This window comes from Actinomadura graeca, from assembly GCF_019175365.1.
In the GTDB taxonomy this organism is placed as follows: domain Bacteria; phylum Actinomycetota; class Actinomycetes; order Streptosporangiales; family Streptosporangiaceae; genus Spirillospora; species Spirillospora graeca.
Genome location: NZ_CP059572.1, coordinates 5472305 through 5497979, shown reverse-complemented (window position 1 = coordinate 5497979; position 25675 = coordinate 5472305). Strand labels below are relative to the sequence as shown.

Genomic DNA, 25675 nt, shown 5'->3' with positions numbered 1-25675 from the left:
CTTAGAGCTTGATCTCGATGTCAACGCCGGCCGGAAGGTCGAGCCGCATCAGCGAGTCGACCGTCTTGGGCGTCGGGTCGATGATGTCGATCAACCGCTTGTGCGTGCGCATCTCGAAGTGCTCGCGGCTGTCCTTGTACTTGTGCGGCGAGCGGATGACGCAGTACACGTTCTTCTCGGTCGGCAGCGGCACCGGGCCCGCGACCTTGGCGCCCGTCCGCGTCACCGTCTCTACGATCTTCTTCGCGGAGGTGTCGATGACCTCGTGGTCGTAGGCCTTGAGCCGGATGCGGATCTTCTGTCCCGCCATGGTGGCCTCGGTGTCCTTTGCTGTAGTGCCGCTGTTTACTTCACTGATCGCGATGCGGCGGCCCGGCTGTGCTGAGAGCGGCCGGACCGCCGCCGCGCGAGAGGTGTTACTTGATGACCTTGGTGACGCGACCCGAGCCGACGGTCCGGCCACCCTCGCGGATGGCGAACTTCAGGCCCTCCTCCATGGCGACGGGCTGGATCAGCTCGACGCGCATCTCGGTGTTGTCGCTCGGCATGACCATCTCGGTGCCCTCGGGGAGGTTCACCACGCCGGTGACGTCCGTGGTCCGGAAGTAGAACTGCGGACGGTAGTTGTTGAAGAACGGCGTGTGACGGCCGCCCTCGTCCTTGGACAGGATGTAGACCTGCGCCTCGAACTCGGTGTGCGGGGTCGTGGTGCCCGGCTTGATGACGCACTGGCCGCGCTCGACGTCCTCGCGCTTGATGCCGCGCAGGAGCAGGCCGACGTTGTCGCCCGCCTGGCCCTGGTCGAGCAGCTTGCGGAACATCTCGACGCCGGTGACGGTGGTCGAGGTGGTCTCGTTCTTGATGCCGATGATGTCGACGGTCTCGTTGACGTTGACGACACCGCGCTCGATGCGGCCGGTCACGACCGTGCCGCGGCCGGTGATCGAGAAGACGTCCTCGATCGGCATCAGGAACGGCTTGTCGATGTCGCGCACCGGCTCCGGCACGTTCTGGTCGACGGCGTCCATCAGCTCGGCGACGGAGGCGCCCCACTTCTCGTCGCCCTGCAGGGCCTGGAACGCGGAGACGCGCACGACCGGGACGTCGTCGCCCGGGAACTCGTACTCCGACAGCAGCTCGCGGACCTCGAGCTCGACGAGCTCCAGGATCTCCTCGTCGTCGACCATGTCGCACTTGTTCAGCGCGACGACGATGTAGGGCACGCCGACCTGGCGGGCGAGGAGCACGTGCTCCTTGGTCTGCGGCATCGGGCCGTCGGTGGCGGCCACCACCAGGATGGCGCCGTCCATCTGCGCCGCACCGGTGATCATGTTCTTGATGTAGTCCGCGTGACCGGGGCAGTCCACGTGCGCGTAGTGCCGGGCCTCGGTCTGGTACTCGACGTGCGCGATCGAGATCGTGATGCCGCGCTCGCGCTCCTCCGGCGCCTTGTCGATGTCCTCGAACGGCGTGAAGGGGTTGAGGTCCGGGTACTTGTCGTGGAGCACCTTGGTGATCGCCGCGGTAAGCGTGGTCTTACCGTGGTCGATATGTCCAATGGTGCCGATGTTCACGTGCGGCTTCGTCCGCTCGAACTTGGCCTTCGCCACTGGTTGCTCCTTGTTGCGATCCTCGGCCGTCTAGACGACCGCTTCGATGTACGTCTGGTGTGATCTGTGGGCAGGCCCGGCGCTCTACTCGCCCCGCGCCTTCGCGATGATCTCCTGTGCGACGTTCGCGGGAACCTCGGCGTAGGAGTCGAACTGCATGGTGAAGACGGCCCGGCCCTGGGTCTTGCTGCGCAGATCACCCACGTAGCCGAACATCTCGGACAGGGGCACGAGCGCCTTGATGACGCGCATGCCGTGCCGCTCGTCCATGGACTGGACCTGGCCGCGGCGGCTGTTGAGGTCGCCGATCACATCGCCCATGTTGTCCTCGGGCGTGGTGACCTCGACGGCCATCATCGGCTCCAGCAGCGTGGGGGACGCCTTGCGGGCGGCCTCCTTGAACGCCATGGAACCGGCGACCTTGAACGCCATCTCCGAGGAGTCGACCTCGTGGTAGGCGCCGTCCCTCAGGGTGACCTTGACGCCCACCATCGGGTACCCGGCGAGGACGCCGAACTCGGCGGCCTCCTGGCAGCCGGCGTCCACCGACGGGATGTACTCCCGCGGGATGCGGCCACCGGTGACCTTGTTCTCGAATTCGTAGCCGTCAGACCCTCCGCCCAGCGGCTCCAGGTCGATGATCACGCGGCCGAACTGGCCGGAGCCACCCGTCTGCTTCTTGTGGGTGTACTCGACCTTCTCGATCTTCTTGCTGATCGTCTCGCGGTAGGCGACCTGCGGCCGGCCCACGTTCGCGTCGACCTTGAACTCGCGCTTCATCCGGTCGACGAGGATCTCCAGGTGGAGCTCGCCCATCCCGTAGATGATCGTCTGCCCGGTGTCCTCGTCGGTCTTCACCTGGAAGGACGGGTCCTCCTCGGCGAGCCGCTGGATGGCGGTGCTCAGCTTCTGCTGGTCGCCCTTGGTCTTGGGCTCGATCGCGAGGTGGATGACGGGCGCCGGGAAGTTCATCGACTCCAGGACGATCGGGTCCTTGTCGTCGCACAGCGTCTCACCGGTGGTGGTCTGCTTCAGGCCCATCACCGCGACGATGTCGCCCGCGCCCGCGCGCTCGATCTCGGTGCGCTTGTTGGCGTGCATCCGGTAGATCTTGCCGATGCGCTCCTTGCGCTCCTTGACGGAGTTCATCACGTTCGCGCCGGACTCCATGACGCCCGAGTAGACGCGGACGAACGTCAGCTTGCCGAGGTGCGGGTCGCTCATGATCTTGAACGCGAGCGCGGAGAACGGCTCCTCCTCGCTCGGCTTGCGCGCGAGCACCTTCTCCTCGTCGCGGACGGAGTGGCCCTCGATGGCGTCCACGTCCAGCGGGGAGGGCAGGTAGCGGACGATCGCGTCCAGGAGCGGCTGCACGCCCTTGTTCTTGAAGGCCGTCCCGCAGGTCACCGGCGTCAGCTTCGCGGCGACGGTCGCGCGGCGGATGCCCGCGTAGAGCTGCTCCACGGTGGGCTCGTCGCCCTCCAGGTACAGCTCCATGATCTCGTCGTCGTTCTCGGCGAGGGTCTCGACCAGCTTGTCGTGCCACTCGCGCGCCGACTCGGCGTGCGTCTCGGGGATGTCGACCGTGTCGTACATCTCGCCGAGCTTGGCCTCCTCGTTCCACAGCAGGGCCTTCATCGTCACCAGGTCGATGACGCCCTTGAAGTCGGCCTCGGCGCCGACCGGCAGCTGCAGCACGAGCGGGGTCGCGTTGAGACGATTCTCGATCATGTCGACGCAGCGGTGGAACTCGGCGCCGACCCGGTCGAGCTTGTTCACGAAGCACATGCGCGGCACGCCGTACCGGTCGGCCTGGCGCCACACGGTCTCGGACTGGGGCTCGACACCGGCGACACCGTCGAACACCGCGACGGCGCCGTCGAGCACCCGCAGGTTGCGCTCCACCTCGACGGTGAAGTCGACGTGACCCGGGGTGTCGATGATGTTGATGGTGTGCTTGACGTCGTCCACGGGCCACTCGCAGGTGGTGGCGGCGGAGGTGATGGTGATCCCCCGCTCCTGCTCCTGCTCCATCCAGTCCATGGTGGCGGCGCCGTCGTGGACCTCGCCGATCTTGTAGCTGATGCCCGTGTAGTACAGGATCCGCTCGGTCGTCGTGGTCTTGCCCGCGTCGATATGGGCCATGATCCCGATGTTGCGGACCTTGGCCAGGTCTACACCGGTTTTGGTAGCCACTGTGTCCTCGCGTCGTCTCGTCGTTGCGGTGCCCGCCGGCTTACCAGCGGTAGTGGGCGAAGGCCTTGTTGGACTCCGCCATCTTGTGCGTGTCCTCGCGCTTCTTGACAGACGCGCCGAGGCCGTTGCTCGCGTCGAGCAGCTCGTTCATCAGCCGCTCGGTCATGGTCTTCTCGCGGCGCTGCCGGGCGTACACCACCAGCCAGCGCAGCGCGAGCGTGGTGCTGCGCGCGGGCCGCACCTCGACCGGGACCTGGTAGGTCGCGCCACCGACACGGCGGCTGCGGACCTCCAGGGTCGGCTTCACGTTGTCGAGCGCGCGCTTCAGCGTGACGACCGGGTCGTTGCCGGTCTTCTCGCGAGCGCCCTCCAGAGCGTCGTACACGATGCTCTGCGCGATCGAACGCTTGCCGTCCAGGAGAATCTTGTTGATGAGCGCGGTGACCAGCGGCGAGTTGTACACCGGGTCAGCGATCAGCTGGCGCTTGCCAGCAGGGCCCTTGCGCGGCATCAGCTCTTCTCCTTCTTGGCGCCGTACTTGCTACGCGCCTGCTTGCGGTTGCGGACGCCCTGGGTGTCGAGGGACCCGCGGATGATCTTGTACCGCACACCCGGGAGGTCCTTCACACGTCCGCCTCGCACGAGCACGATCGAGTGCTCCTGCAGGTTGTGACCGACGCCGGGGATGTAGGCCGTGACCTCGATCCCGCTGGTCAGCCGGACACGGGCGACCTTGCGAAGCGCGGAGTTCGGCTTCTTGGGCGTCGTCGTGTAGACGCGCGTGCAGACACCCCGCCGCTGGGGGCTCTCCTTCAGCGCGGGCGTCTTGTTCTTGGTCACCTTGTCCTGGCGGCCCTTGCGGACCAGCTGCTGGATCGTGGGCACCGCGTCTCCGTCTTCCTCGTACCGAGCCGGTAAGTCCTTATGCTGCAATCACCACCTCAGGCGAGGCTGTGACCTGCCGGTTTCCCGACCTCTCCGACCCACGCGGTCGGGCGTGTCGCCACCTCACGGAGCATCGCGCCGCCAAGAACCGACACAGACCGCCCGGCCCATATCAGGGCCAGATCAAGCCGGGGAGTAGATGCGGCGCTGAGCCCGGCCTCACCGGCCTCGCCTACGCGCACGCATAGCGGCCCGCACACAGCGGGCACAAGTGAAGAGGTTACCGACCCCCACGCCAAAGTGCAAAGCGAACTGTGTCGACTGTAGTGCCCTTGGCGTCAGGCGCTGGCGCGCCTTCCTTCGGCGGGCACTACGGCGATCGCTGCATCGCTTCGACTCGCCCTGGAGGGCTCGCTGCGCGATCAGGTTCTCGCTTCGCTCGCACCTGGCTTCGCACGCGATCGCAACGTTTCAGGTCGTCGGTGGCTGGGGTGGTGGCTGGTGTTGTGTGACCGGTCGGTCCGGCCCTTTGATTTGCTGCGCGCTTCTGCGGCGGAGGCCGTTGCGCTCGGACGGGGCCGGAGGCGGCGGTTGTCGCATTCTGTCTCACATCCTCGCTGTTGGGGAAGATGTGGACGAGCTTTTACGCCGTCCCCGGCCCTCCGGGCGTCCTAGAGGACGAAGGCGACCACCAGCACGACGATGATCACCACGATGGCGACCGCGCCGGCGATGAGGAGCAGCGTGTTCTTGCCGCCGCCCTTGCCCTCGTCGTGGCCGGACTGCTGCTGGCCGCCGTACTGGGTGGGCTGCCCGTACTGCTGCTGCCCGAACTGTCCCTGCTGTCCCTGCTGCCCGAACTGTCCCTGCTGCCCCTGTTGTCCTTGTCCTTGCTGTCCCTGCTGGCCGTACTGCTGCTGGCCGTACTGGGGCTGTTGCTGGCCATACTGCTGGTCCGGCTGGCCGCCGTACTGCTGGTTCTGCTGCTGACCGCCGAACTGCTGCTGCTCCTGCTGGCCGTACTGCTGCTGGCCCGCGTAGGGCTGCTGCTGGCCGTACTGCTGCTGGGCGCCCCACTGCTGCTGGCCGATGTCCATCCGCGTGGGCTCGGCCATGCCCTGCGGCTCCGCCGGACGGGTCTGGGCCTGCGGGTCGAACGTCTGCGTCGGCTTCGCGTCCTCGCCGCTCTCGGCGTGGCGGCCGAACGGCGGCGGCTCCTCCGCCGGGGGCGCGGGAGGCGCGCCGAAGCCCTGCTCGGGCGGCGGGACCATCAGCGTGCGGTCGTGGTCGGCCTGGCCGCCCTCCGGGGACCACGGCTCCGGCGTGGGCGGCGGGGTCGGCGCCTGCCACGGCTCGGCCGGGGCCTCGTGCTTGCGCTCGGGGCCGGTGGCCACGGGGATGTCGGTGCCCGGCGACCAGTGCAGCGTCGCCTGGTCGTCGATCACCGGGCGCTGGGCCTCGGGCTCGGGCGCGGTGGCTCCCGGGCCGGGCACGATGAGCGTGCGGTCGTTGGAGCCCTCCTGCGGCGGCTCCTGCCTGGCGGGCGGCGCGGCCTCGGGCGCGCGCGGTTCCGCCGGGGGTGCGTAGCCGCCCGGTCCTGCGAAGGGCTGCTGCCCGTACGGCTCCTGCGGCGCGCCGTGCATGGGCTGCTGCGGGTACTGCTGCTGTTGCTGCTGCGGAGGCGGCGCGTACGGGTCCTCGGGCTGCTGGCCGTAGGCCGGCGGCGGACTGTACTGCTGCGGCTCCTGCGGGGGCGGGAAACCGCCCGGTCCGGGAGGGGCGCCGTAGGGCGCCTGCTGCCCGTACTGCCCCGGGGCCCCGTACTGCGGGGGCGGCGGTGGCTGCTGCTCGCCGAACTGCTGCACCGGCTGCTCGACCATCGTGGGCGGAGGCGGCGCGGGGCGCTCGCCCTCGCGGGGCTGCTGGGGTGCGGGCGGCTGCTGGCCCGGGGTGCCGCCGAGCTGCGGTGCCCCGAACACCACGGTGCGGTCACCGAGCGGGCGGGCCGGAGGCTCGTTCTGCTGGTCCTCGGGGGGCCTCGGCTGCCCCTCGTCCTCCGGCAACGGCCACTGCGGTCCCTGCGTGCCGTCATTGTCGGTCATCGTCGGGCTCCTTCAGCGCCGTCGTCCCGGGTTCCTCGGCACCCGGCAGCTCGGAAACGCGCGGCGCATAACGCGGCCTCCAAGCCTTGTCACCGATGTCCCCACGTGGCGGTCTTGCCGCCCGTGGGCGTTCTCGTCCCCAGCCTGCCCCGATAGCCGGTGGTATCGCAAATCACCACCCTGGTAGACGCCCGGCACCCCCGGACTGTTCGCGTCCGAGGGTGCCGATCTACGGCGGCAGGTCAGGAATGCCCGTTGACCGGGTGGGGCCGGTAGGGGGCCTCCAGCCGCGCGACCTCCTTCTCGTCCAGCCGGAGGTCCGCGGCGGCGATCGCGTCCTCCATGTGCGTGAGCTTCGTCGCGCCGATTATGGGCGCGGTGACGCCCGGCTTGCCGAGCAGCCAGGCCAGCGCGACCTGGGCGGCCGGGACGCCCCTTTCGGCCGCGACCTCCCGGACGACGTCGACCACGTCGAAGTCGGACTCCTCGTACAGGTCGTCGGCGTAGGCGTCGCTGTTGGCGCGGACGGTGTTGCGTTCGCCACCCCGCCCGCGGTTGCCCGCAAGGAGTCCCCGGGCGAGCGGGCTCCAGGGGATGCACCCGACCCCCTGGTCGAGGCAGAGCGGGATCATCTCCCGCTCCTCCTCCCTGTAGACGAGGTTGTAGTGGTTCTGCATCGTGACGAACTTCGTCCAGCCCCGGGTCTCTGCGACGTGCTGCGCCTTGGCGAACTGCCAGGCGTACATGCTGGACGCGCCGATGTAGCGGGCCTTGCCGGACTTCACGACGTCGTGCAGGGCCTCCATCGTCTCCTCGATGGGCGTCTCGTAGTCCCACCGGTGGATCTGGTAGAGGTCCACGTGGTCAGTGCCGAGACGGCGCAGGGACGCGTCGATCGAGGCCGTGATGTGCTTGCGCGACAGGCCCGCGTCGTTCGCCCCCGGACCCATGGGGAAGTACACCTTCGTCGCGAGGACGTAGTCGTCGCGGTGCTCGAACATGCGGGACAGCAGCCGTCCTGTGATCTCCTCGCTGGCGCCCCTGGAGTACATGTCGGCGGTGTCGAAGAACGTCACCCCCGCCTCCACGGCCCGCCGGACGATCGGCTCCGCGGCGTCCTCGCCGAGGAACCACTCCCGCTGCCCGGGGTCGCCGTAGCTCATCATCCCGAGGCAGATCCGCGAGACCTTCGTCCCGGTCGTCCCGAGCCGCACCTGGTCCATATCTTCTCCCTCTGCTCTTACCGCCCACCATGCCGCATATGGCCGTATTCTCGGCCGATCCGTAACGTGGTGGAATGGCGAACCGAAGGAACCGGCCGGGCCGCGCCTGCGAACCCAAGCCGTGAGGTCAGCCGAACGCGGAGCACTCCACCTCGGCGCGACGCTCGGTCATGCCCAGCTGCACCGACGACGTCACGCACGCCCGCTGCTTCTCGTTGAGCTGGACCTTGCCGCACTCGGTGACGCTGGAGTAGGTGCGGCAGTCCTGGCGTGCGCCCTGCTCCGGGGACTGCTGCGCCGCGGCGGCGCTGCCCGCTCCCCCCAAGGCGACGGCTGCGGCGATCATCGCTCCGGTCATGACCTTCTTCATATGCGTCCTCCCCCGAGGTGAAGATTATCTGCCGCTCCCGTCATCCCCGGGCACGTGGTGACAAAACGTGGCAAAAGGTCAAGAAAACCAGCGAACGCGCAGGTAAAGCCGGTGCACCGGTGACGCGCCTCCACCGTGAGGCGGGCACCGGAATCGACGATCGGCAGATGTGCCACCCGAGGGCGGGCCGTGACCATGGAACCCATGACGCCGGTGACCGAACGCCTCCGCCGAGGCGCCACCCTGACCTCAGGAGCGCTCCTGCTGTCCCTGACGGCCCCGCACGCGGCCGGTGCGCCCTTGGACGGGAAATCCGAGACGGGGTTCCAGAGGCGGCTTGACGAGCTGCGGGACGCAGGCGTCATCGGCATCGAAGGCCGCGGCATCCCCCCGGCAACCGAACGCCGCCCGAACCGCTACCAGTAGTCACGCCGATCCCGCACCCCAACGAAGTCACCACCTTCCAGGCGCGCTCGGTGGGACGCCCTTCCTGCGCGGACGGCTCAGGGCCTCGCACGGCTCCGCGGACTGGGTGAGGGTGGTGTTGACCGCGCTCTGTGCCGTTTGGGCCGGAGGGAGGCCGAAGGCCCCTTCCGAGGGTTCGGAAGGGGCCTTCGGACCTGGTGACTACCGGTTGTACTGGCCGAAGTCGTACTCCTCCAGGGGGACGGCTTCGCCGGAACCCTGGCCGAACGCGTACTCGGCGCCGTCGTCGTAGGAGCCGACGGAGTACACCGCCGCCTTCGCCTCCTCGGTGGGCTCCACCCGGACGTTGCGGTACTGCGGCATGCCGGTACCGGCCGGGATGAGCTTGCCGATGATGACGTTCTCCTTGAGGCCGAGCAGCGGGTCGCTCTTGGCGTGCATCGCGGCCTCGGTGAGGACCCGGGTCGTCTCCTGGAAGGACGCCGCCGACAGCCACGACTCGGTCGCGAGCGAGGCCTTGGTGATGCCCATCAGGACGGGGCGGCCGGCGGCGGGGACCCCGCCCTCGGCCACGACGTTCCGGTTCGTCTCCTCGAAGATCGGACGCTCGACGAGGTCACCCGGGAGCAGGTCGGTGTCGCCCGACTCCAGGATGTTCACCCGCTTCAGCATCTGGCGGACGATGATCTCGATGTGCTTGTCGTGGATCGACACGCCCTGCGACCGGTAGACCTCCTGGACCTCGTGGACCAGGTGGAGCTGCACGGCGCGGGGGCCGAGGATGCGCAGCACCTCGTGCGGGTTGATGGCACCCGCGATGAGCTGCTGGCCCACGTCGACGTGCTCGCCCTCCTTGACCAGGAGGCGGGAGCGCATCGGCACCGGGTAGGCGATCTCGTCGGAGCCGTCGTCGGGGACGACGACGACCTTGCGCGCCTTCTCCGTCTCGTCGATCTTGACGCGTCCGGCGACCTCGCTGATCGGGGCCACACCCTTGGGGATGCGGGCCTCGAACAGCTCCTGGACGCGCGGCAGGCCGTGCGTGATGTCACCGCCGGCGACACCGCCGGTGTGGAAGGTGCGCATGGTCAGCTGCGTGCCGGGCTCGCCGATGGACTGCGCGGCGATGATGCCGACGGCCTCGCCGACGTCCACCCGCTTGCCGGTGGCCAGGGAACGGCCGTAGCAGGCGGCGCAGACGCCGATCTTGGCCTCGCAGACCAGGGCGCTGCGGGTGCGGACACGGTCCACACCGGCCTCGACCAGGCGCGTCACGACCGCGTCGGACAGGTCGGTGTCGGCCGGGAAGATGATCGTCCCGTCGACCTCGACGTCCTCGGCGATGGTCCGGCCGACCAGGCTGGTCTCCGTGGTGGCCAGCTTGACCAGCGACCCGTCGGCGGCGCGCTCGGCGACCTCGAAGGGGATCGTGCGGTCGGTGCCGCAGTCCTCCTCGCGGACGATGACGTCCTGCGCGACGTCCACCAGGCGCCGGGTCAGGTAGCCCGAGTCGGCGGTGCGCAGCGCGGTGTCGGCGAGGCCCTTGCGGGCGCCGTGCGTCGAGATGAAGTACTCGACGACCGACAGCCCCTCGCGGAACGACGACTTGATCGGACGCGGGATGGTCTCGCCCTTGGGGTTGGAGACCAGGCCGCGCATCCCGGCGATCTGCCGCAGCTGGAGCGGGTTGCCGCGGGCGCCCGACTGGATCATCATCCAGATCGGGTTGGCCTTCGGGAACGCCTGCTCCATGTCCTTGGCGACGTCCGCGGTCGCGTGGTTCCAGATCTCGATGAGCTCCTGCTTGCGCTCGTCATCGGTGATCAGACCGCGGTTGAACTCGCGCTGGACCTTGTCGGCGCGCTGCTCGTACCCGCCCAGGATGTCCTGCTTGTTGGGCGGGGTGATGACGTCGTCGATCGCGATGGTCACGCCGGACCGGGTCGCCCAGTGGAACCCGGTGCTCTTCAGCGCGTCCAGCGCGTTGGCGACGGCCACCTTCGGGTAGGTCTCCGCCAGCTCGTTGACGATCGCCGAGAGCTGCTTCTTGCCGATCTCGTCGTCGACGAACGGGAAGTCGTCCGGCAGCGTCTCGTTGAACATCGCGCGGCCGAGCGTCGTCTCCAGCCGGTACGGCTGGCCGGGCTCGTAGCCCTCGGGCGCCATCCAGCCGCGCGGCGGCGGGACGTCCTTCAGCCGAATGTGGATCTTCGCCTGGAGGTCCAGCTCGCCCCGGTCGTAGGCCATGATCGCCTCGGCGATGCCGCCGAACGCCCGGCCCTCGCCCTCGGCGCCGTCCTTCTGCGTGGTCAGCCAGTACAGGCCGATCACCATGTCCTGGGTGGGCATGGTGACGGGCTTGCCGTCCGACGGCTTCAGGATGTTGTTGGTCGACAGCATCAGGATCCGCGCCTCGGCCTGCGCCTCGGCGGACAGCGGCAGGTGCACCGCCATCTGGTCGCCGTCGAAGTCCGCGTTGAACGCGGTGCAGACGAGCGGGTGGATCTGGATGGCCTTGCCCTCGACCAGCTGCGGCTCGAACGCCTGGATGCCGAGACGGTGCAGGGTCGGCGCGCGGTTGAGCAGCACCGGGTGCTCGGTGATGACCTCTTCCAGCACGTCCCACACGACCGGACGGGCGCGCTCCACCATCCGCTTGGCGGACTTGATGTTCTGCGCGTGGTTGAGGTCGACCAGCCGCTTCATGACGAACGGCTTGAACAGCTCCAGCGCCATCTGCTTGGGCAGGCCGCACTGGTGCAGCTTCAGCTGCGGGCCGACGACGATGACCGAACGGCCGGAGTAGTCGACGCGCTTGCCCAGCAGGTTCTGCCGGAACCGGCCCTGCTTGCCCTTGAGCATGTCCGAGAGCGACTTCAGCGGGCGGTTGCCCGGCCCGGTGACCGGGCGGCCGCGGCGGCCGTTGTCGAACAGCGCGTCGACGGCCTCCTGCAGCATCCGCTTCTCGTTGTTGACGATGATCTCGGGGGCGCCCAGGTCGAGCAGGCGCTTGAGCCGGTTGTTGCGGTTGATGACGCGGCGGTACAGGTCGTTCAGGTCGGACGTGGCGAACCGCCCGCCGTCCAGCTGCACCATCGGGCGCAGGTCCGGCGGGATCACCGGGATGCAGTCCAGCACCATGCCGAGCGGGCTGTTGCGGGTGTTGAGGAACGCCGAGACGACCTTCAGCCGCTTGAGGGCGCGGGCCTTCTTCTGGCCCTTGCCGGTGCGGATGATGTCGCGCAGCTTCTCGGCCTCGGCGTCGAGGTCGAAGTTCTGGAGCCGGGCCTGGATGGCCGCGGCGCCCATGCCGCCCTCGAAGTACTTGCCGAACCGGTCGCGCATCTCGCGGTAGAGCAGCTCGTCGCCCTCCAGGTCCTGGACCTTGAGGTTCTTGAAGCGGCTCCAGACCTCGTCGAGGCGGTCGATCTCGCGCTGCGCGCGGTCGCGCAGCTGCTTCATCTCCCGCTCGGCGCCGTCGCGCACCTTGCGCTTCTGGTCGGCCTTCGCGCCGGCCTCCTCCAGCTCCGCCAGGTCGCCCTCCAGCTTCTGCTGGCGGGCCTCGACCTGCGCGTCGCGGGCCTGCTCGATCTGCTGGCGCTCCACGGAGATGTGGGCCTCCAGCGTCGGCAGGTCGCGGTCGCGGCGCTCGGCGTCCACGCTGGTGATCATGTAGGCCGCGAAGTAGATGATCTTTTCGAGATCCTTCGGGGCCAGGTCCAGCAGGTAGCCGAGGCGGGACGGGACGCCCTTGAAGTACCAGATGTGCGTGACGGGCGCGGCCAGCTCGATGTGGCCCATCCGCTCACGGCGCACCTTGGCACGGGTCACCTCGACGCCGCAGCGCTCACAGATGATGCCCTTGAACCGGACGCGCTTGTACTTCCCGCAGTAGCACTCCCAGTCGCGGGTCGGACCGAAGATCTTCTCGCAGAAGAGCCCGTCCTTCTCCGGCTTGAGGGTGCGGTAGTTGATCGTCTCCGGCTTCTTGACCTCGCCGTGGGACCACTGGCGGATGTCGTCAGCGGTCGCCAGGCCGATGCGTAGCTCGTCGAAGAAGTTGACGTCAAGCAACTGTTTTCCCCTTGAGTTGATCAGACCTCTTCGACACTGCTCGGCTCACGCCGGGACAGGTCGATGCCGAGCTCCTCCGCGGCGCGGAAGACGTCCTCGTCGGTGTCGCGCATCTCGATGGACATGCCGTCGCTGGAGAGGACCTCGACGTTGAGGCACAGCGACTGCATCTCCTTGATGAGCACCTTGAAGGACTCGGGAATGCCGGGCTCGGGGATGTTCTCGCCCTTGACGATGGCCTCGTAGACCTTCACGCGGCCAAGGACGTCGTCGGACTTGATGGTCAGCAGCTCCTGCAGGGCGTAGGCGGCGCCGTAGGCCTCCAGCGCCCAGACCTCCATCTCACCGAAGCGCTGGCCGCCGAACTGGGCCTTACCGCCGAGCGGCTGCTGGGTGATCATGGAGTACGGGCCGGTCGAGCGGGCGTGGATCTTGTCGTCGACCAGGTGGAGCAGCTTGAGGATGTAGATGTAGCCGACCGAGATCGGGTCCTTGTACGGCTCGCCGGTGCGGCCGTCGAACAGCTTGGCCTTGCCCCCGGGGCCGACCATGCGGTTGCCGTCGCGGTTCGGCAGCGTGCTCTCGATCAGGCCGGTGACGTCGTCCTCGCGGGCACCGTCGAACACCGGCGTCGCGGTGTTCGTCCAGGCCGGGGCCTCATCGGCGCCGATGGCCTTGAGGGCCTTCTTCCAGTCGGCGTCGTCGCCCTCGACCTTCCAGCCGCGGGAGGCGACCCATCCGAGGTGGGTCTCCAGGACCTGGCCGACGTTCATGCGGCCGGGCACGCCCAGCGGGTTGAGCACGATGTCGACCGGGGTGCCGTCCTCCAGGAACGGCATGTCCTCCACCGGCAGGACCTTGGAGATGACGCCCTTGTTGCCGTGCCGGCCCGCGAGCTTGTCCCCATCGGTGATCTTGCGCTTTTGCGCCACGTACACCCGGACCAGCTCGTTGACCCCCGGCGGCAGCTCATCACCCTCGTCCCGGGAGAACACCCGCACCCCGATGACCTTGCCCTGCTCACCGTGGGGCACCTTCAGCGAGGTGTCGCGCACCTCCCGCGCCTTCTCACCGAAGATCGCCCGCAGCAGCCGCTCCTCGGGCGTCAGCTCGGTCTCGCCCTTGGGCGTGACCTTGCCCACCAGGATGTCCCCGGGCACCACATCGGCGCCGATCCGGATGATCCCGCGCTCGTCCAGATCGGCCAGCACCTCCTCGGAGACATTGGGGATGTCCCGGGTGATCTCCTCGGGCCCCAGCTTGGTGTCGCGGGCATCGACCTCGTGCTCCTCGATGTGGATCGAGGACAGCACATCGTCTTGCACCAGCCGCTGCGACAGGATGATGGCGTCCTCGTAGTTGTGGCCCTCCCACGGCATGAACGCCACCAGCAGGTTCTTGCCCAGCGCCATCTCACCGTCATCGGTGCACGGCCCATCGGCGATGACCTGCCCGGCCTCCACCCGCCGGCCCTCGTCCACGATCGGCTTCTGGTTGAAGCAGGTGCCCTGGTTGGACCGCTTGAACTTGGCCACCCGGTAGGTGGTGCGGGTCCCATCGTCGTTCATCACCGTGACGTAGTCGGCCGAGACCTCCTCCACCACCCCGGCCTTCTCGGCGGTGATGACGTCACCGGCATCGGTGGCCGCCCGGTACTCCATCCCGGTGCCCACCAGCGGCGCCTCGCTGCGCAGCAGCGGCACCGACTGCCGCTGCATGTTCGAGCCCATCAGCGCCCGGTTGGCGTCATCGTGCTCCAGGAACGGGATCATCGCGGTCGCGACCGAGGTCATCTGCCGCGCCGAGACGTCCATGTACTGCACGTCCCGCGGCGCGATCAGCTCGACCTCACCGCCCTTCTTGCGGATGAGGACCTTGTCCTCGACGAAGGTGCCGTCGTCGTTGAGCAGGGAGTTGGCCTGCGCGATGACGTAACGGTCCTCCTCGTCGGCGGTGAGGTAGTCGATCTGGTCGGTCACGACACCGTCGGTGACCTTGCGGTACGGCGTCTCGACGAACCCGAACGGGTTGACGCGCCCGAAGGCCGCCAGCGAGCCGATCAGCCCGATGTTGGGGCCTTCCGGCGTCTCGATCGGGCACATCCGGCCGTAGTGCGAGGGGTGGACGTCACGGACCTCCATGCCCGCCCGCTCACGCGACAGGCCGCCCGGCCCCAGCGCCGACAGCCGGCGCTTGTGGGTCAGCCCGGCCAGCGGGTTGGTCTGGTCCATGAACTGCGACAGCTGGCTGGTGCCGAAGAACTCCTTGATGGAGGCGACGACCGGCCGGATGTTGATCAGGGTCTGCGGCGTGATCGCCTCGACGTCCTGGGTGGTCATCCGCTCCCGGACCACCCGCTCCATCCGCGCCAGGCCCAGCCGGACCTGGTTCTGGATCAGCTCCCCGACCGTCCGCAGCCGCCGGTTGCCGAAGTGGTCGATGTCATCGACCTCGATCGGCACCGCCACCGCGCCCAGCGTCGCCTCCTCCTCGCCGGCGTGCAGCCGCACGAGGTACTCGATGGTGGAGACGATGTCGTCCTCGGTCAGGGTGCCCTGGTTCATGTCCAGGTCCAGGCCGAGCTTCTTGTTGATCTTGTAGCGGCCGACCTTGGCGACGTCGTACCGCTTGGGGTTGAAGTACAGGTTCTCCAGCAGCGTCTGCGCCGACTCCCGCGTCGGCGGCTCACCGGGGCGCAGCTTGCGGTAGATGTCCAGCAGCGCGTCGTCCTGGCCGGAGGTGTGGTCCTTCTCCAGCGTGACATTGATCGACTCATACGACCCGAACCGCTCGCGGATGCGCGCCTCGTCCCACCCCAGCGCCTTCAGCAGCACCGTCACCGGCTGCTTGCGCTTGCGGTCGATCCGCACGCCCACGTTGTCGCGCTTGTCGATCTCGAACTCCAGCCACGCCCCCCGCGAGGGGATGACCCGGCACCCGTAGATGTCCTTGTCGGACGCCTTGTCGAGCGCACGGTCGAAGTACACGCCGGGCGAGCGGACCAGCTGCGAGACGACCACGCGTTCGGTGCCGTTGATGATGAAGGTGCCCTTGGGGGTCATGAGCGGGAAGTCGCCCATGAAGACCGTCTGGCTCTTGATCTCACCGGTGGTGTTGTTGATGAACTCCGCCGTGACGAACATCGGGGCGGAGTAGGTCATGTCCTTGTCCTTGCACTCCTCCACGGAGTACTTGGGCGGCTCGAACCGGTGGTCGCGGAACGACAGGGACATGGTCCCGGAGAAGTCCTCGATCGGGCTGATCTCTTCGAAGATCTCCTCCAGCCCCGACTGCGTCGGGACGCTCTTACTTCCGGCCTTCTGGGCCGCCTCGACCCGGGCCTTCCACCTCTCGTTGCCCAGCAGCCAGTCAAAGGAGTTGGTCTGCAGCGCAAGGAGGTCCGGGACTTCGAGCGGCTCCTTGATGCGCGCGAAGGAGACGCGGTTCGGACCGGTTGCGGTATTCGAGGCGTTGCGCGAGGCTGCCAAGAGTGGTCCTTCCGAGGGCTCGCGGCGTAACTGACGACACGCACGCCAGACGATCCACGCCCAAGACCCGCACTTCAGGGTCCAGAACAGACCCCTCGCGGGGGAGCTCTCACACGTGGATAGTCAGAGGGCAGCGCAAAGGGGCAGTGTAGCCGACCACCACACCGCTCGCAACTCTAGCGCCGCAGTATGCATCACAGTTGCCTTGGAGCATCGCCCCTCAGGGCCTTCTAGTCAAGAGCGGACTTGGACTTTTCGGGCTCTGACCTGCAGTGAGGAACGCCATAGTTTAGGATCCCGTCGCCTACCCGTTGGTATGCCCTGGAAACGGGCAGAACGCCCACTCCAGAGGGGTGATCGTCCCACTCTGGGCGGGAGTGTCCGGGCAGGTCCCCGGGCGGATGCCCGGGGCCGACGCGGGCCCTAGGAGATCACCGTGAGCTCGGAGGCGAGCCACGTCCCGTCCACCTTGATCATGGTCATCTTGATCCGCAGCGGCTCGGGCAGCCGCTGTTGCTTGTCGGTGTTCGTGGCCGCCGACCGGTTGGCGTACACCAGGGCCACGACCCGGTCCGGGGAGGCGCTCACGGCCCCCGCCTTCATCACGGTCGTGGTGGAGACGGCCTGCTGGCGCGGCGCGAGGGTCTTGAGGGTCTCGGCGAGCTTGTCGAACTGCTCGCGCAGCTTGCCCGTGGTCATCGCCGAGGCGGCCTTCAGATCGCCGTCGAGGCTCCGGTAGTCGTAGGACGACAGCGCCTGCGCGGCACGCGACGCCGCGAACACGCCCTCCCTGGACGCCGCCTCGGTCGCCTTCTGGTCGCGCATCTTCATCGCCAGTGCCGTCGTCGCGCCCCCGAGCGCCAGGACGAGCACGACCAGAACGGCGATCAGCGTCCCACTCCGCAGCGCGCCGGGCCACGTCCGCCGCTCCCGTTCGTCGTCCTCCGCAGGAGCGGAGGCGGCCTCCGAAGCGTCTGAGCCGCCCTCTGCGCCCTCTTCGCCCTCAGAGGCGGTTTCGGGAACGTCCGAGTCGCGTTCGCGCTTCTCCGTGGATGTGACGGCCTCGGCTTCCGGCTTGATCCCGGGATCCGAAGAGGAGTCGATCTCGGCGTCGGGCTCAGGGTCGATCTCGGCGTCGGGCTCGGGGTCCGTGTCGGCTTCCGCGGCGGCCTCGGCGGCTGCTTCGGCGGCGGCGATCTCGGCCAGCCGGGCGGCCTCCCGGGCACGCTCGGCGGCCTCCTCGGCGAGCCGGGCGGCCTCCTCGGCCTTCGACGGCTGCTTGGCGGTCTTGCGCGCCGTCACGGGACCACCTCCAGGTTGGACACCAGCCACCGGTCGCCGACCCGGGTCAGGTCCATCAGGTATCTGTACGCGCGCGGGGCGCCTTCCTTCACCTTGGCGTTGGTGACGGTGCCGTTCAGGGAGACCATCACCTCGGCGGAGTCGCCGTCGATGGACACCACCGCGGCGTCCACCTCGCTGACGGTGGACTTGGCGCCGGTCTTGGCGAGCTGGTCCAGCAGCGACTTGGTCTGGGAGCCCAGGGTGTTCTTCAGGTCGCCGGTGGTGCCCGCGACGATCCGGTCGATGTCGTGCTGCGCGGTCTTGTTGTCGAGGGTCAGCAGGTTCACGCCCATCTGCCGCGCCGACTGGAGGGCCTTCGCCCTCTGGTCGGCGTCGTCCTTCTTGTGCAGGGTGACGAAGCCGAGCCAGGAGGAGGCGACGATGAGCCCGACCACGAGGACGCTCAGCACGACCGTGGCGACCGGGGTCCAGGGGAGGCGTCTCATAGGCCCGGCCTCACTGGCTCAACGGTCCGAGCAGGAGCCACTTCCACGACGCTTCCTCTCCCAGCTGGCGCGTCCCGGCACTGCGGGGCATGACGTATCGCTTGCCGTCGGGGCCGTAGACGGCGCCCGTCGATGGATCGTATCCAGCGAATTCCACCGAATCGGCCGGGTAGGAGAGGTAGAGCCGGCCGTCCGCGAGCTGCCCGGTCGGCGCGGCGGCCTGCTCCGGGTCCTGCTGGCCTGGGTTCTGCTGGTCCGGGTTCTGCCGCTTCGTGCCGCCGGAGCCGCCCGCGGCCTCGGCGCCGCCCTTGCCCTTCGTCCCGTAGGCGCCGCCTCGTGGGAAACCGGCGCCGCTGGTGGCGCCCGGGGGGACCTGCGGGTAGGGCGAGATGGCGTCACGCGGGAAGTTGCGGGCGCCGCGTACCGCGCTGGGCGAGTTGTGGGCGTCCTTGCAGCCGACATTCAACGCCGGGTTCCGTTCGCGGGTGTCCTGGGGCCAGCGGGGCTTGGTCTTCTCATAGCCCTTCGTGCAGGGGGGCGGCGAGTCGATGTTCAGCGCGAGACCCAGGTGCTGGGTGCCGTCCCCGGGTGTGACGGTGAACGCCCCCGCGACCGTCACCGGGTACAGGATGAACAACGAGCGCAGCCCGGCCTGGCGGGACGAGATGATCTGGCCGGTCGTGGTGAGGTTCGCCAGCAGGACGGGCAGGGTCGGCGAGAGCTGGTCGATGGCCCTGTGGGTCTCGTCCACGGCCCCGGGGGCGTTGGTGAGGGTCTGGCGCAGCGCCGGGTCGTCCTTGCGGATCGAGGTGGTCAGCTCGTTGAGGTTGCGGGCGAAGCCCCGGATGTCCGCGCCCAGCGAGCGCTGCGTGCCGAGGACGGTCACGCTGTTGTCGAGCAGCCCCTTGGTGTCCGGGTAGGCCCGGTCGGCGGTCTTCAGCAGCCGGTCGGTGTCGTCGAGGATGGATTGCAGGTCCGAGGACGAGCCGGAGAACGCCTTGTCCAGCTCGTCCACGATCGTGCCGAGGTCCCGGGTGTCCACCGACCCGACGAGCGCGTCGACGTTGCGCAGCAGCTCGGCGGTGGACACCGGCAGCCTGGTGAGCCGCCTCGGGATCGTGTAGGCGGGGCCCTGGTCCATGTAGGGGCCGCTGCCCTTGGTGGGCTGGAGGTCGATGTACTGCTCGCCGACCGCGGACCGGTTGGCCACGATGGCGGACGTGCCCTCGCGCGGGATCCGCCTCCCGCGCTCCAGCAGCAGCTTGACGCGGATGCCGTCCTTGGTCAGCTCGATGGGGCCGACCCGTCCGACGGGCACGCCGCGGTAGGTGACCTCGGCGTTGGTGAACACGCCGCCGGAGTCGGTGAGGTCGACGTAGGCGGTGTACTCCTTGCCGAGGACCCCGCGCCCGATCCCGATGTAGTTCACCGACACGATCGTCACGCCGATGACGGTGATGAGCGCGAAGGCGATGAGCTGCAGCTTCACGCCGCGCTTGAGGATCACGAGAGGCCCCCCGTCATCAGGGTCTGGAGACCGCCGCCCGGTGCCATCGCCCCGGGACGGCCCTGCGTGGCGCCGCCTCCGGGCAGGGCGGGGATCTCGGGGAGCCCGGGCAGGCCGCCGCCCGGGCCCGCGCCGGGCGTTCCGGTGCCGGACGAGCCGCCCGGCGACTGCGGCAGCACCCCGAGCGGCGGCTGCGGCAGCGTCACGTTCGGGACCTGGAGCATGTCGCGCATCTGCCGGCCGCTGCCGAGCAGGCCCTCCAGGTCGGTCCCGCCGAGCAGGTTCCGGGCGATGGACTCGAAGTCCAGGTCGAGGGTGAGCCGGACGTTGCCGTAGTCGCCGGCGATGACGTTCCCGAACGTCGCGGGGAACGGGAAGGTGATCAGTGTCTCCAGCGACTTCGGCAGGTCCGAGCCCGCCTTGTTGAGGTTGCGCAGGATCGTGTCGAGGTCGCGCAGGTTCGCCACCATGTCGGCGTGCGAGCGGTCGATGACGCCGGTGGTGGTGCGGCTGAGCCTGTCCAGAGCCACGAGCATCCTGGTGAGGTCGGCGCGGTTGCGGTCGAGGACGGTGATCGCCGGTCCCGTCCTGTCGATCGTGTCGGTGATCGTCTTGCGTTCCGCGGCGAGCTTGCCGGTCAGCCGGTCGATGCCGTCGAGCGCGCGGGTGATCGCGGCGCGGTTGCGGTCGAGGGTGCCGGTGAAGGTGTCGAGCCGGTGCAGGACCGACCTGATCGTGGCCTCCCGTCCGCCCATCGCGGCCTGGAGTTCGTGGCTGATCGTGGCGACCTGCTCGATGCCGCCGCCGTTGAGCAGCAGCGACATCGCCGACAGCACCTCCTCGATCTCGGTGGTGCGGGTGGTGCGCGCGAGCGGGATGAGGTCGCCCGAGCCGAGCTCGCCGGTGGCGGGCCGGTTCGCGGGCGGCGCCAGCGCCACGTACTTCTCGCCGAGGAGGCTGGTCTGGCCGATCGTCGCGGTGGCGTTGTCGGGGAGCCTGACGTCGCGGCGCAGCTTGACGGTGACGACGGCGTGCCAGCCGCCCGTCCCGCCCGCGAGGTCGATCTTCTCGACCTTGCCGACGGAGACGTCGTTGACCTTGACGACCGACTGCGGGACGAGGTCCAGCACGTTCGCGAACTCGATCCGGACGGTGCGGGGGTCGGAGCCGAGGTCGGGGCCGCCGGGCAGCGGGAGGGTGTCCACGCCGCCGAACGAGCAACCCGACAGCGCCGCCGCCACCGCGGCCGCCGCGGCGCCGAGCAGCCGCGCCCGGCGCCCGGTGCCGCGCCGCGTCCGGCTCGTCGCCGGTGTCCTCGTCATCGGCCGCCTCCGGGGAGCAGCGAGGTGATGTCTTGGGGTTTGTGCTGGTTCGGGGTCTGGCGCGATCCGGCGCCGCCGCGCGGGGCGGCCGTCGTGGACGACCCGCCCCGGCCGCCGGGCCCGTAGGCGTCCGGCGGGATCGGCACCGGGTCGTAATGCGTGGTCAGCGCCGTGATCCAGGACAGGTCCAGGCTGAAGCCGGTGAGCGCCTTGCCGATCCCGTTGTAGGGGCGGACGAAGTCGAGGCACTGCTTCGCGGGCGTGCCCACCGAGTAGGCCAGCGAGCAGATCCAGTCGGCGAGGTCGTGGAACTGGCGCAGGTCGGCGCGGTTGTGGATGGTCCCGCTGATCGGGTCGTAGGCGCGCGCCAGGTTGTTGATGGCGAGCGGCCCGACGGTGAGCAGCTCGGCGAGGGCGTCCTTCTCCTTGACGAGCACACCGGTGATCTGCGCGAGCTGCCGGACGGACGCCGACAGCCCACCGCGGTTGTCCTTGATGAACCGCTGCACGTTCCGCAGCGTCGGAGCCAGCGTGTTCAGCGCCGCGCTCAGCTCCTCCTTCTCCCCCGCGAGCTGCCCCGACACGCCGTTCAGGTGCCCGGTGAACGACGCGATCTGCCGGTCACTGGCCTTCATCGCGTCGGTGATGATCCGCAGGTTCCGGATCGTGCCGGCGACGTCCTCGCGGTCGGTGCTGAGCGTGCCGAGCATCCTGGACGTGTCGCCGATCGTCTGCCGGATGCTCTCGCCCTGGCCCTCCAGGTTGTCGGCGCCGACCTTGAGCAGCCGCGACAGCGAGCCCGTGCCGTCGGTCCCGGGGGCGTTGGCGCCCTGCGGCCCGAGTGCCTTGGTGAGGTCGTTCAAGCTGCCGCCGACCTCGTCCACCTCGACCGGGACCGCGGTGCGGCCGACGGTCAGCGTCGCGCCGTCGGCCAGCACCGGCCCGCCCTTGTAGACGGGGGTGAGCTGGACGTAGCGGTCGGCGACGAGCGTCTGGTTGACGATCACAGCCTGCGCGCCGGCGGGGACCTTGTACGTGGCTTCGTACTCCAGCTCGACCTTGACCGCGTCGCCGACGGGGGTCACCTTCGTGACGGTTCCGACCGGGATGCCGAGGATGCGTACGTCGGCGCCCTTGTACAGGCCGACGGCCCGGGTGAAGTACGCCGTCATGTGCCGCCGCTCGGGTTTCTGGAACACCAGCATGAGCGCGGCGGCCAGCACCGCGACGGCCAGCACCGCGACGGCGAGGCGGAGGATGGTTGCGGGGTTGCGCACGGTGACCTGCCTGCTGCTCACGGGAGGAACGGCAACGGGTTGCCGCTCTGGTCGCCGGTCCGGCCGTCGTTCTGGCCGTTCTTCTGGCCGCCGCCCCGGGGCGGGTTCTGGATGGACGCGGGGATCGGGAGGAGGTTCTGGATGTAGGAGTCGAACCAGCGTCCCGTGCCGGTGACGTCGGCGAACTGGCGGGCGAACGGCGCGAACAGCCGGAGGATCCGGTCGAGGTTGCCCTGGTTCCTCAGCAGCACCCCGTTGACCTTCTGGAGGTTGTCCAGCATGGGCCGCAGCTGCCCCTCGTTCTCCTTGATCAGGGCGTTCACCTGCTGGGAGAGCGTCACCGTGTTGATCAGGAGCTGGTGGATGACGGCGCGCCGGGCCTGGACGGCCTGGAGCACCTTGTCGCCGTCGGCGATGAGCCTGGCGAAGTCCTGGTTGCGGGAGGCGAGCAGCTGCGAGACGTCCTTGGCCTTGCCCGCCAGCTCGTGCAGCTGGTCGTCGCGGGAGGCGACGGTGTCCGACAGCCGGCGCAGTCCCTGGAGCGACGCCCGGATCTCGTCCGGCGAGTTCTCGAAGGTCCGTGACAGCACGTCGAAGGACGTCGCGAGCTGCTTGTAGTCGATCTTGCTGACCCGCCGGCTCAGCTCGCTGATCGCCGGGACGACCTCGAACGGCGTGTGCGTACGCTCGATCGGGATCGTGCGGCCGAGCCGCCCCGTCCCGCGCGGGGTGAGCGCCAGGTAGTGCGCGCCGAGCACCGTCTTGATCTTGATGTCGGCCTCGGTGCGGTCGCCGAGCCGCACCCCGTCGTCCACCCGGAACGTGACTTTGACGTGGTCGCCGTCCAGGTCGAGGCCGGTGACCTTGCCGACCTTGACGCCCGCGACGCGGACCTCCTCGCCGGCCTTGAGCCCGGCCGCCTCCTTGAACGAGGCGGTGTGCGTCCTGCCGCCGGACACGAACGGGATGCTGTCGAGGTTCAGCGCCACCACCAGCGCCACGATGATGACCGCGAAGCCGCCGAGGCCGATGGGGACCGGGTTGCGCTCCCGGAAGGGGACCCTCATCTACTTGCACCTCGCGTTCTCGTTCACGATCGCCGGGGTCTGGTAGACCGGTCCGCCCGGCAGCCGCACCTTCGCGTCGAGGCCGCAGATGTACATGTTGAACCAGGAGCCGTAGGAGGAGATGCCGACGAGCTTCTGAAGCCTGTCCGGGGTCCGCTTCAGCCCCGAGTCGAGGATCCCGCTGTTGGCGTCCAGCGTCCCGGTGAGCCGCCGGAGCCCGGCGATGTCGTCCTTGAGGCCGGGCCGGACGTCCTTGAGCAGGCCCTGCGTGGTGCCGGTCAGGTCGTTGATCGCCGCGACCGAGTCGAAGATCGCCTGCCGGTCCCGGGAGACCCCGCCGACGAACCCGCGCAGGTCGGTGATCAGCCGGTTCACCTCGTCGTGCCGCTCGTCGATCGTGCCGAGGACGGCGTTCAGGTTGTCGATCACCCGTCCGATGACCTTGTCGCGGTCGGCGAGGGTGCTGGTGAGGGACGCCACGTGCGCGAGGAGGCTGTTGACCGTCCCGCCCTCGCCCTGGAGGGTCTGGACGATCTGGAACGCCAGCTTGTTCACGTCGTCGGGCTCCAGCGCCCGGAACAGCGGCCGGAACCCGTTGAACAGGACGGTCAGGTCCAGCGCGGGCCTGGTCTGGCCGACCGGGATGGTGCCGCCCGGCCGCAGGTAGTCGTTGGCGCCGCCCGGCCCGTCGGTCAGCGCGAGGTACCGCTGCCCCATGAGGTTGCGGTACCGGATCTGCACCTGCGTGGACGCGGGGAGCCCGGCCTGGAAGACCCCGCCCTTCCGGACGCTGAACGTCACCTCCGCCTGGGTCCCGTGGTACAGCCGGATCTTCTCGACCTGCCCGACGCGGACGCCCGCGACCCGCACGTCGTCCTTGTCCAGCAGCCCGGCCACGTCGGTGAAGATCGCCTTGTAGCTGCGCGTCGCCCCGAAGTGCACGTTCGAGATCGTCATCGCCAGCACGCCGGTGACCAGGGACGTCAGGACCACGAAGATCCCCAGCTTGATCGCCGCGCTCGTCGTCCTCATCGGACCGTCACCACCGATCCCCGCATGACGGGCGCGAACATCAGCTGCGCCACGTCGGAGACCTCGTCCGCGGGGGTCCGCGTCATCGGGCCCACGACGCTCTTGATCCGCTCGTTCTCGCTCATCGAGCCCGGGTCGACGAACACGTTCGACAAGGCGCGCCCTCGGTCACCGCTCCCGCCGTTGGGGTCGTCGGGGTTCTTCCACCACAGGTCGTCCTGGGTGCCGTCGAGCGCCAGGTAGTCGGGGAAGGGCACCTTCGGATTCGGCAGGCCGTAGCAACGGGGATTGCGATGGTCCTTGGCCTCCGGGAGGTCCAGCGGGTACTTGTACGCCGGACGCGGCTTGACGATCTCGATCGTCAGGTTGAACGTCTTGGACCCGTTCCCGCCGGCCACCCGCTCCGCCTCGGGCGTCAGCTTCGTCATCCCCGCGAACACGCACGGCAGGGACGGCGAGTAGCGGGCGATCAGCGCCAGCCCGTCCCGGTTCGCGATGTTGAAGCCGATGATCTTCGGGCCGTTCTGGCGCATGAACGTGGTCCCGTCGACCGCCAGCCCGGTCACCGCGGGGATCAGCCGCTCGATCGTCGCCCGCCTGTCGGTGATCGTCGTACTGGTCACGTTGAGGTTGCGCAGCGTCTGGAGCAGGTCCGGCGCCGCCGCGGCGTAGATGTCCGACACGTCCGACAGCGCGTGCAGGTCGTGCACCAGCGTGCCGAGCTCGGGGTTGATCTTCCTGAGCAGGGCGTCGGCCTGCTCCAGGTTCCGCCCGAGCTGGTCGCCCCGGCCCTGCAACGCGGTGGCCAGGGCGTTCAGCGTCGTGTTCAGCTGCGCCGGCTTCACCGCCTGGAGCAGCGGCAGCAGGTCGTCCAGCACCTTGCCGATCTCGACGGCGGCCTGCGAGCGGTCCTGCTGGATCACCTGGCCCTTGCGCAGGCCCGCCGGGCCCGGCCGCTCCGGGATCTCCAGATCGACGTACTTCTCACCGAACAGCGTCTTCGGCAGCAGCCTGGCCTGCACGTTGTTCGGGATCAGCTTGGCCTTGTCCGGGTCGAGCGCCAGGTGCAGCGTCGCCCCGTCCGCGGTCGCCTTCGTGCCGCGCACCTCCCCGACGATCAGGCCGCGGACCTTCACGTCCGAGCGCGGCAGCAGCTGGAGCCCGGCCCGCTCCGCCGCGACGTCCACCCTGACGACCGGCGTGAACGCCTTGTTGAACAGGGCGGCCGTGAGCGCCAGCAGCAGCGCGATCACCACGAGCATCGACAGCCCGAGCAGCCGGTACCGGATGTGCTCCCTCACCGCGC

Annotated in this window: 19 protein-coding genes; 1 reads left to right on the top strand and 18 read right to left on the bottom strand. The window is 69.0% G+C overall.

Annotated features, from left to right (window positions below; translation table 11 throughout):
• Position 1: 1 nt before the first annotated feature.
• From rpsJ to AGRA3207_RS24430, 8 genes are all read right to left on the bottom strand, one after another.
• Entirely contained in the window at positions 2–310 is a 309-nt protein-coding gene (gene rpsJ, locus AGRA3207_RS24465; protein ID WP_018657599.1) for a 30S ribosomal protein S10, read from the bottom strand.
• A 106-nt stretch (positions 311–416) separates the two neighbouring features.
• Complete coding sequence (gene tuf / locus AGRA3207_RS24460) at positions 417–1610, bottom strand: elongation factor Tu (RefSeq protein WP_067454676.1); 1194 nt, start codon at positions 1608–1610, stop codon at positions 417–419.
• Between the two features lie 84 nt (positions 1611–1694).
• Entirely contained in the window at positions 1695–3806 is a 2112-nt protein-coding gene (gene fusA / locus AGRA3207_RS24455; RefSeq protein WP_231329361.1) for an elongation factor G, read from the bottom strand.
• 40 nt (positions 3807–3846) lie between these two features.
• Positions 3847–4317, bottom strand: coding sequence for a 30S ribosomal protein S7 (rpsG, locus tag AGRA3207_RS24450; RefSeq protein ID WP_021597494.1), 471 nt, complete (start codon positions 4315–4317; stop codon positions 3847–3849).
• Positions 4317–4691, bottom strand: a complete 375-nt coding sequence (gene rpsL / locus AGRA3207_RS24445; protein WP_030176166.1) for a 30S ribosomal protein S12 — start codon at positions 4689–4691, stop codon at positions 4317–4319. Before rpsL ends, rpsG begins: the two co-directional genes overlap by 1 nt.
• Positions 4692–5362: 671 nt before the next feature.
• Positions 5363–6793 (bottom strand): hypothetical protein, encoded by a 1431-nt coding sequence (locus tag AGRA3207_RS24440; protein WP_231329360.1) that lies wholly within the window; start codon positions 6791–6793, stop codon positions 5363–5365.
• A gap of 242 nt (positions 6794–7035) precedes the next feature.
• Positions 7036–8016, bottom strand: coding sequence for an aldo/keto reductase (locus AGRA3207_RS24435; protein WP_231329359.1), 981 nt, complete (start codon positions 8014–8016; stop codon positions 7036–7038).
• Between the two features lie 127 nt (positions 8017–8143).
• Complete coding sequence (locus tag AGRA3207_RS24430; protein WP_231329358.1) at positions 8144–8386, bottom strand: hypothetical protein; 243 nt, start codon at positions 8384–8386, stop codon at positions 8144–8146.
• A gap of 204 nt (positions 8387–8590) precedes the next feature.
• Between AGRA3207_RS24430 and AGRA3207_RS24425 the strand changes: the two genes are divergently transcribed.
• Positions 8591–8812, top strand: a complete 222-nt coding sequence (locus tag AGRA3207_RS24425; protein ID WP_231329357.1) for a hypothetical protein — start codon at positions 8591–8593, stop codon at positions 8810–8812.
• Between the two features lie 201 nt (positions 8813–9013).
• Here AGRA3207_RS24425 and AGRA3207_RS24420 read toward each other — a convergent pair whose 3' ends face one another.
• The 10 genes from AGRA3207_RS24420 to AGRA3207_RS24375 all read right to left on the bottom strand — a co-directional run bounded on the left by AGRA3207_RS24420 (position 9014) and on the right by AGRA3207_RS24375 (position 25670).
• Positions 9014–12886 carry a DNA-directed RNA polymerase subunit beta' gene (locus tag AGRA3207_RS24420; RefSeq protein WP_231329356.1) on the bottom strand — a complete coding sequence of 1291 codons (3873 nt, stop codon included), beginning with the start codon at positions 12884–12886 and terminating at the stop codon, positions 9014–9016.
• 20 nt (positions 12887–12906) lie between these two features.
• A complete protein-coding gene (gene rpoB / locus AGRA3207_RS24415) occupies positions 12907–16374 on the bottom strand; it encodes a DNA-directed RNA polymerase subunit beta (protein ID WP_231329355.1) in 3468 nt (1155 codons plus the stop codon).
• Positions 16375–16797: 423 nt separating this feature from the next.
• Positions 16798–17676: a hypothetical protein gene (locus tag AGRA3207_RS24410; RefSeq protein ID WP_231329354.1), complete on the bottom strand. Its 879-nt coding sequence runs from the start codon at positions 17674–17676 to the stop codon at positions 16798–16800.
• Positions 17673–18164, bottom strand: a complete 492-nt coding sequence (locus tag AGRA3207_RS24405; protein WP_231329353.1) for a hypothetical protein — start codon at positions 18162–18164, stop codon at positions 17673–17675. Before AGRA3207_RS24405 ends, AGRA3207_RS24410 begins: the two co-directional genes overlap by 4 nt.
• Positions 18165–18174: 10 nt before the next feature.
• Positions 18175–19671: an MCE family protein gene (locus AGRA3207_RS24400; RefSeq protein ID WP_231329352.1), complete on the bottom strand. Its 1497-nt coding sequence runs from the start codon at positions 19669–19671 to the stop codon at positions 18175–18177.
• Positions 19668–20993, bottom strand: a complete 1326-nt coding sequence (locus AGRA3207_RS24395; RefSeq protein ID WP_231329351.1) for an MCE family protein — start codon at positions 20991–20993, stop codon at positions 19668–19670. Before AGRA3207_RS24395 ends, AGRA3207_RS24400 begins: the two co-directional genes overlap by 4 nt.
• Positions 20990–22291 (bottom strand): MCE family protein, encoded by a 1302-nt coding sequence (locus tag AGRA3207_RS24390; RefSeq protein ID WP_231329350.1) that lies wholly within the window; start codon positions 22289–22291, stop codon positions 20990–20992. Before AGRA3207_RS24390 ends, AGRA3207_RS24395 begins: the two co-directional genes overlap by 4 nt.
• A complete protein-coding gene (locus AGRA3207_RS24385) occupies positions 22288–23337 on the bottom strand; it encodes an MCE family protein (RefSeq protein WP_231329349.1) in 1050 nt (349 codons plus the stop codon). The genes AGRA3207_RS24390 and AGRA3207_RS24385 overlap by 4 nt, the downstream gene beginning before the upstream one ends.
• Positions 23338–24369 carry an MCE family protein gene (locus tag AGRA3207_RS24380; protein WP_231329348.1) on the bottom strand — a complete coding sequence of 344 codons (1032 nt, stop codon included), beginning with the start codon at positions 24367–24369 and terminating at the stop codon, positions 23338–23340.
• The gene (locus AGRA3207_RS24375; protein ID WP_231329347.1) at positions 24366–25670 is read right to left on the bottom strand and encodes an MCE family protein; all 1305 of its coding nucleotides are present in this window, start codon (positions 25668–25670) and stop codon (positions 24366–24368) included. The genes AGRA3207_RS24380 and AGRA3207_RS24375 overlap by 4 nt, the downstream gene beginning before the upstream one ends.
• Between the last annotated feature and the right edge of the window lie 5 nt (positions 25671–25675).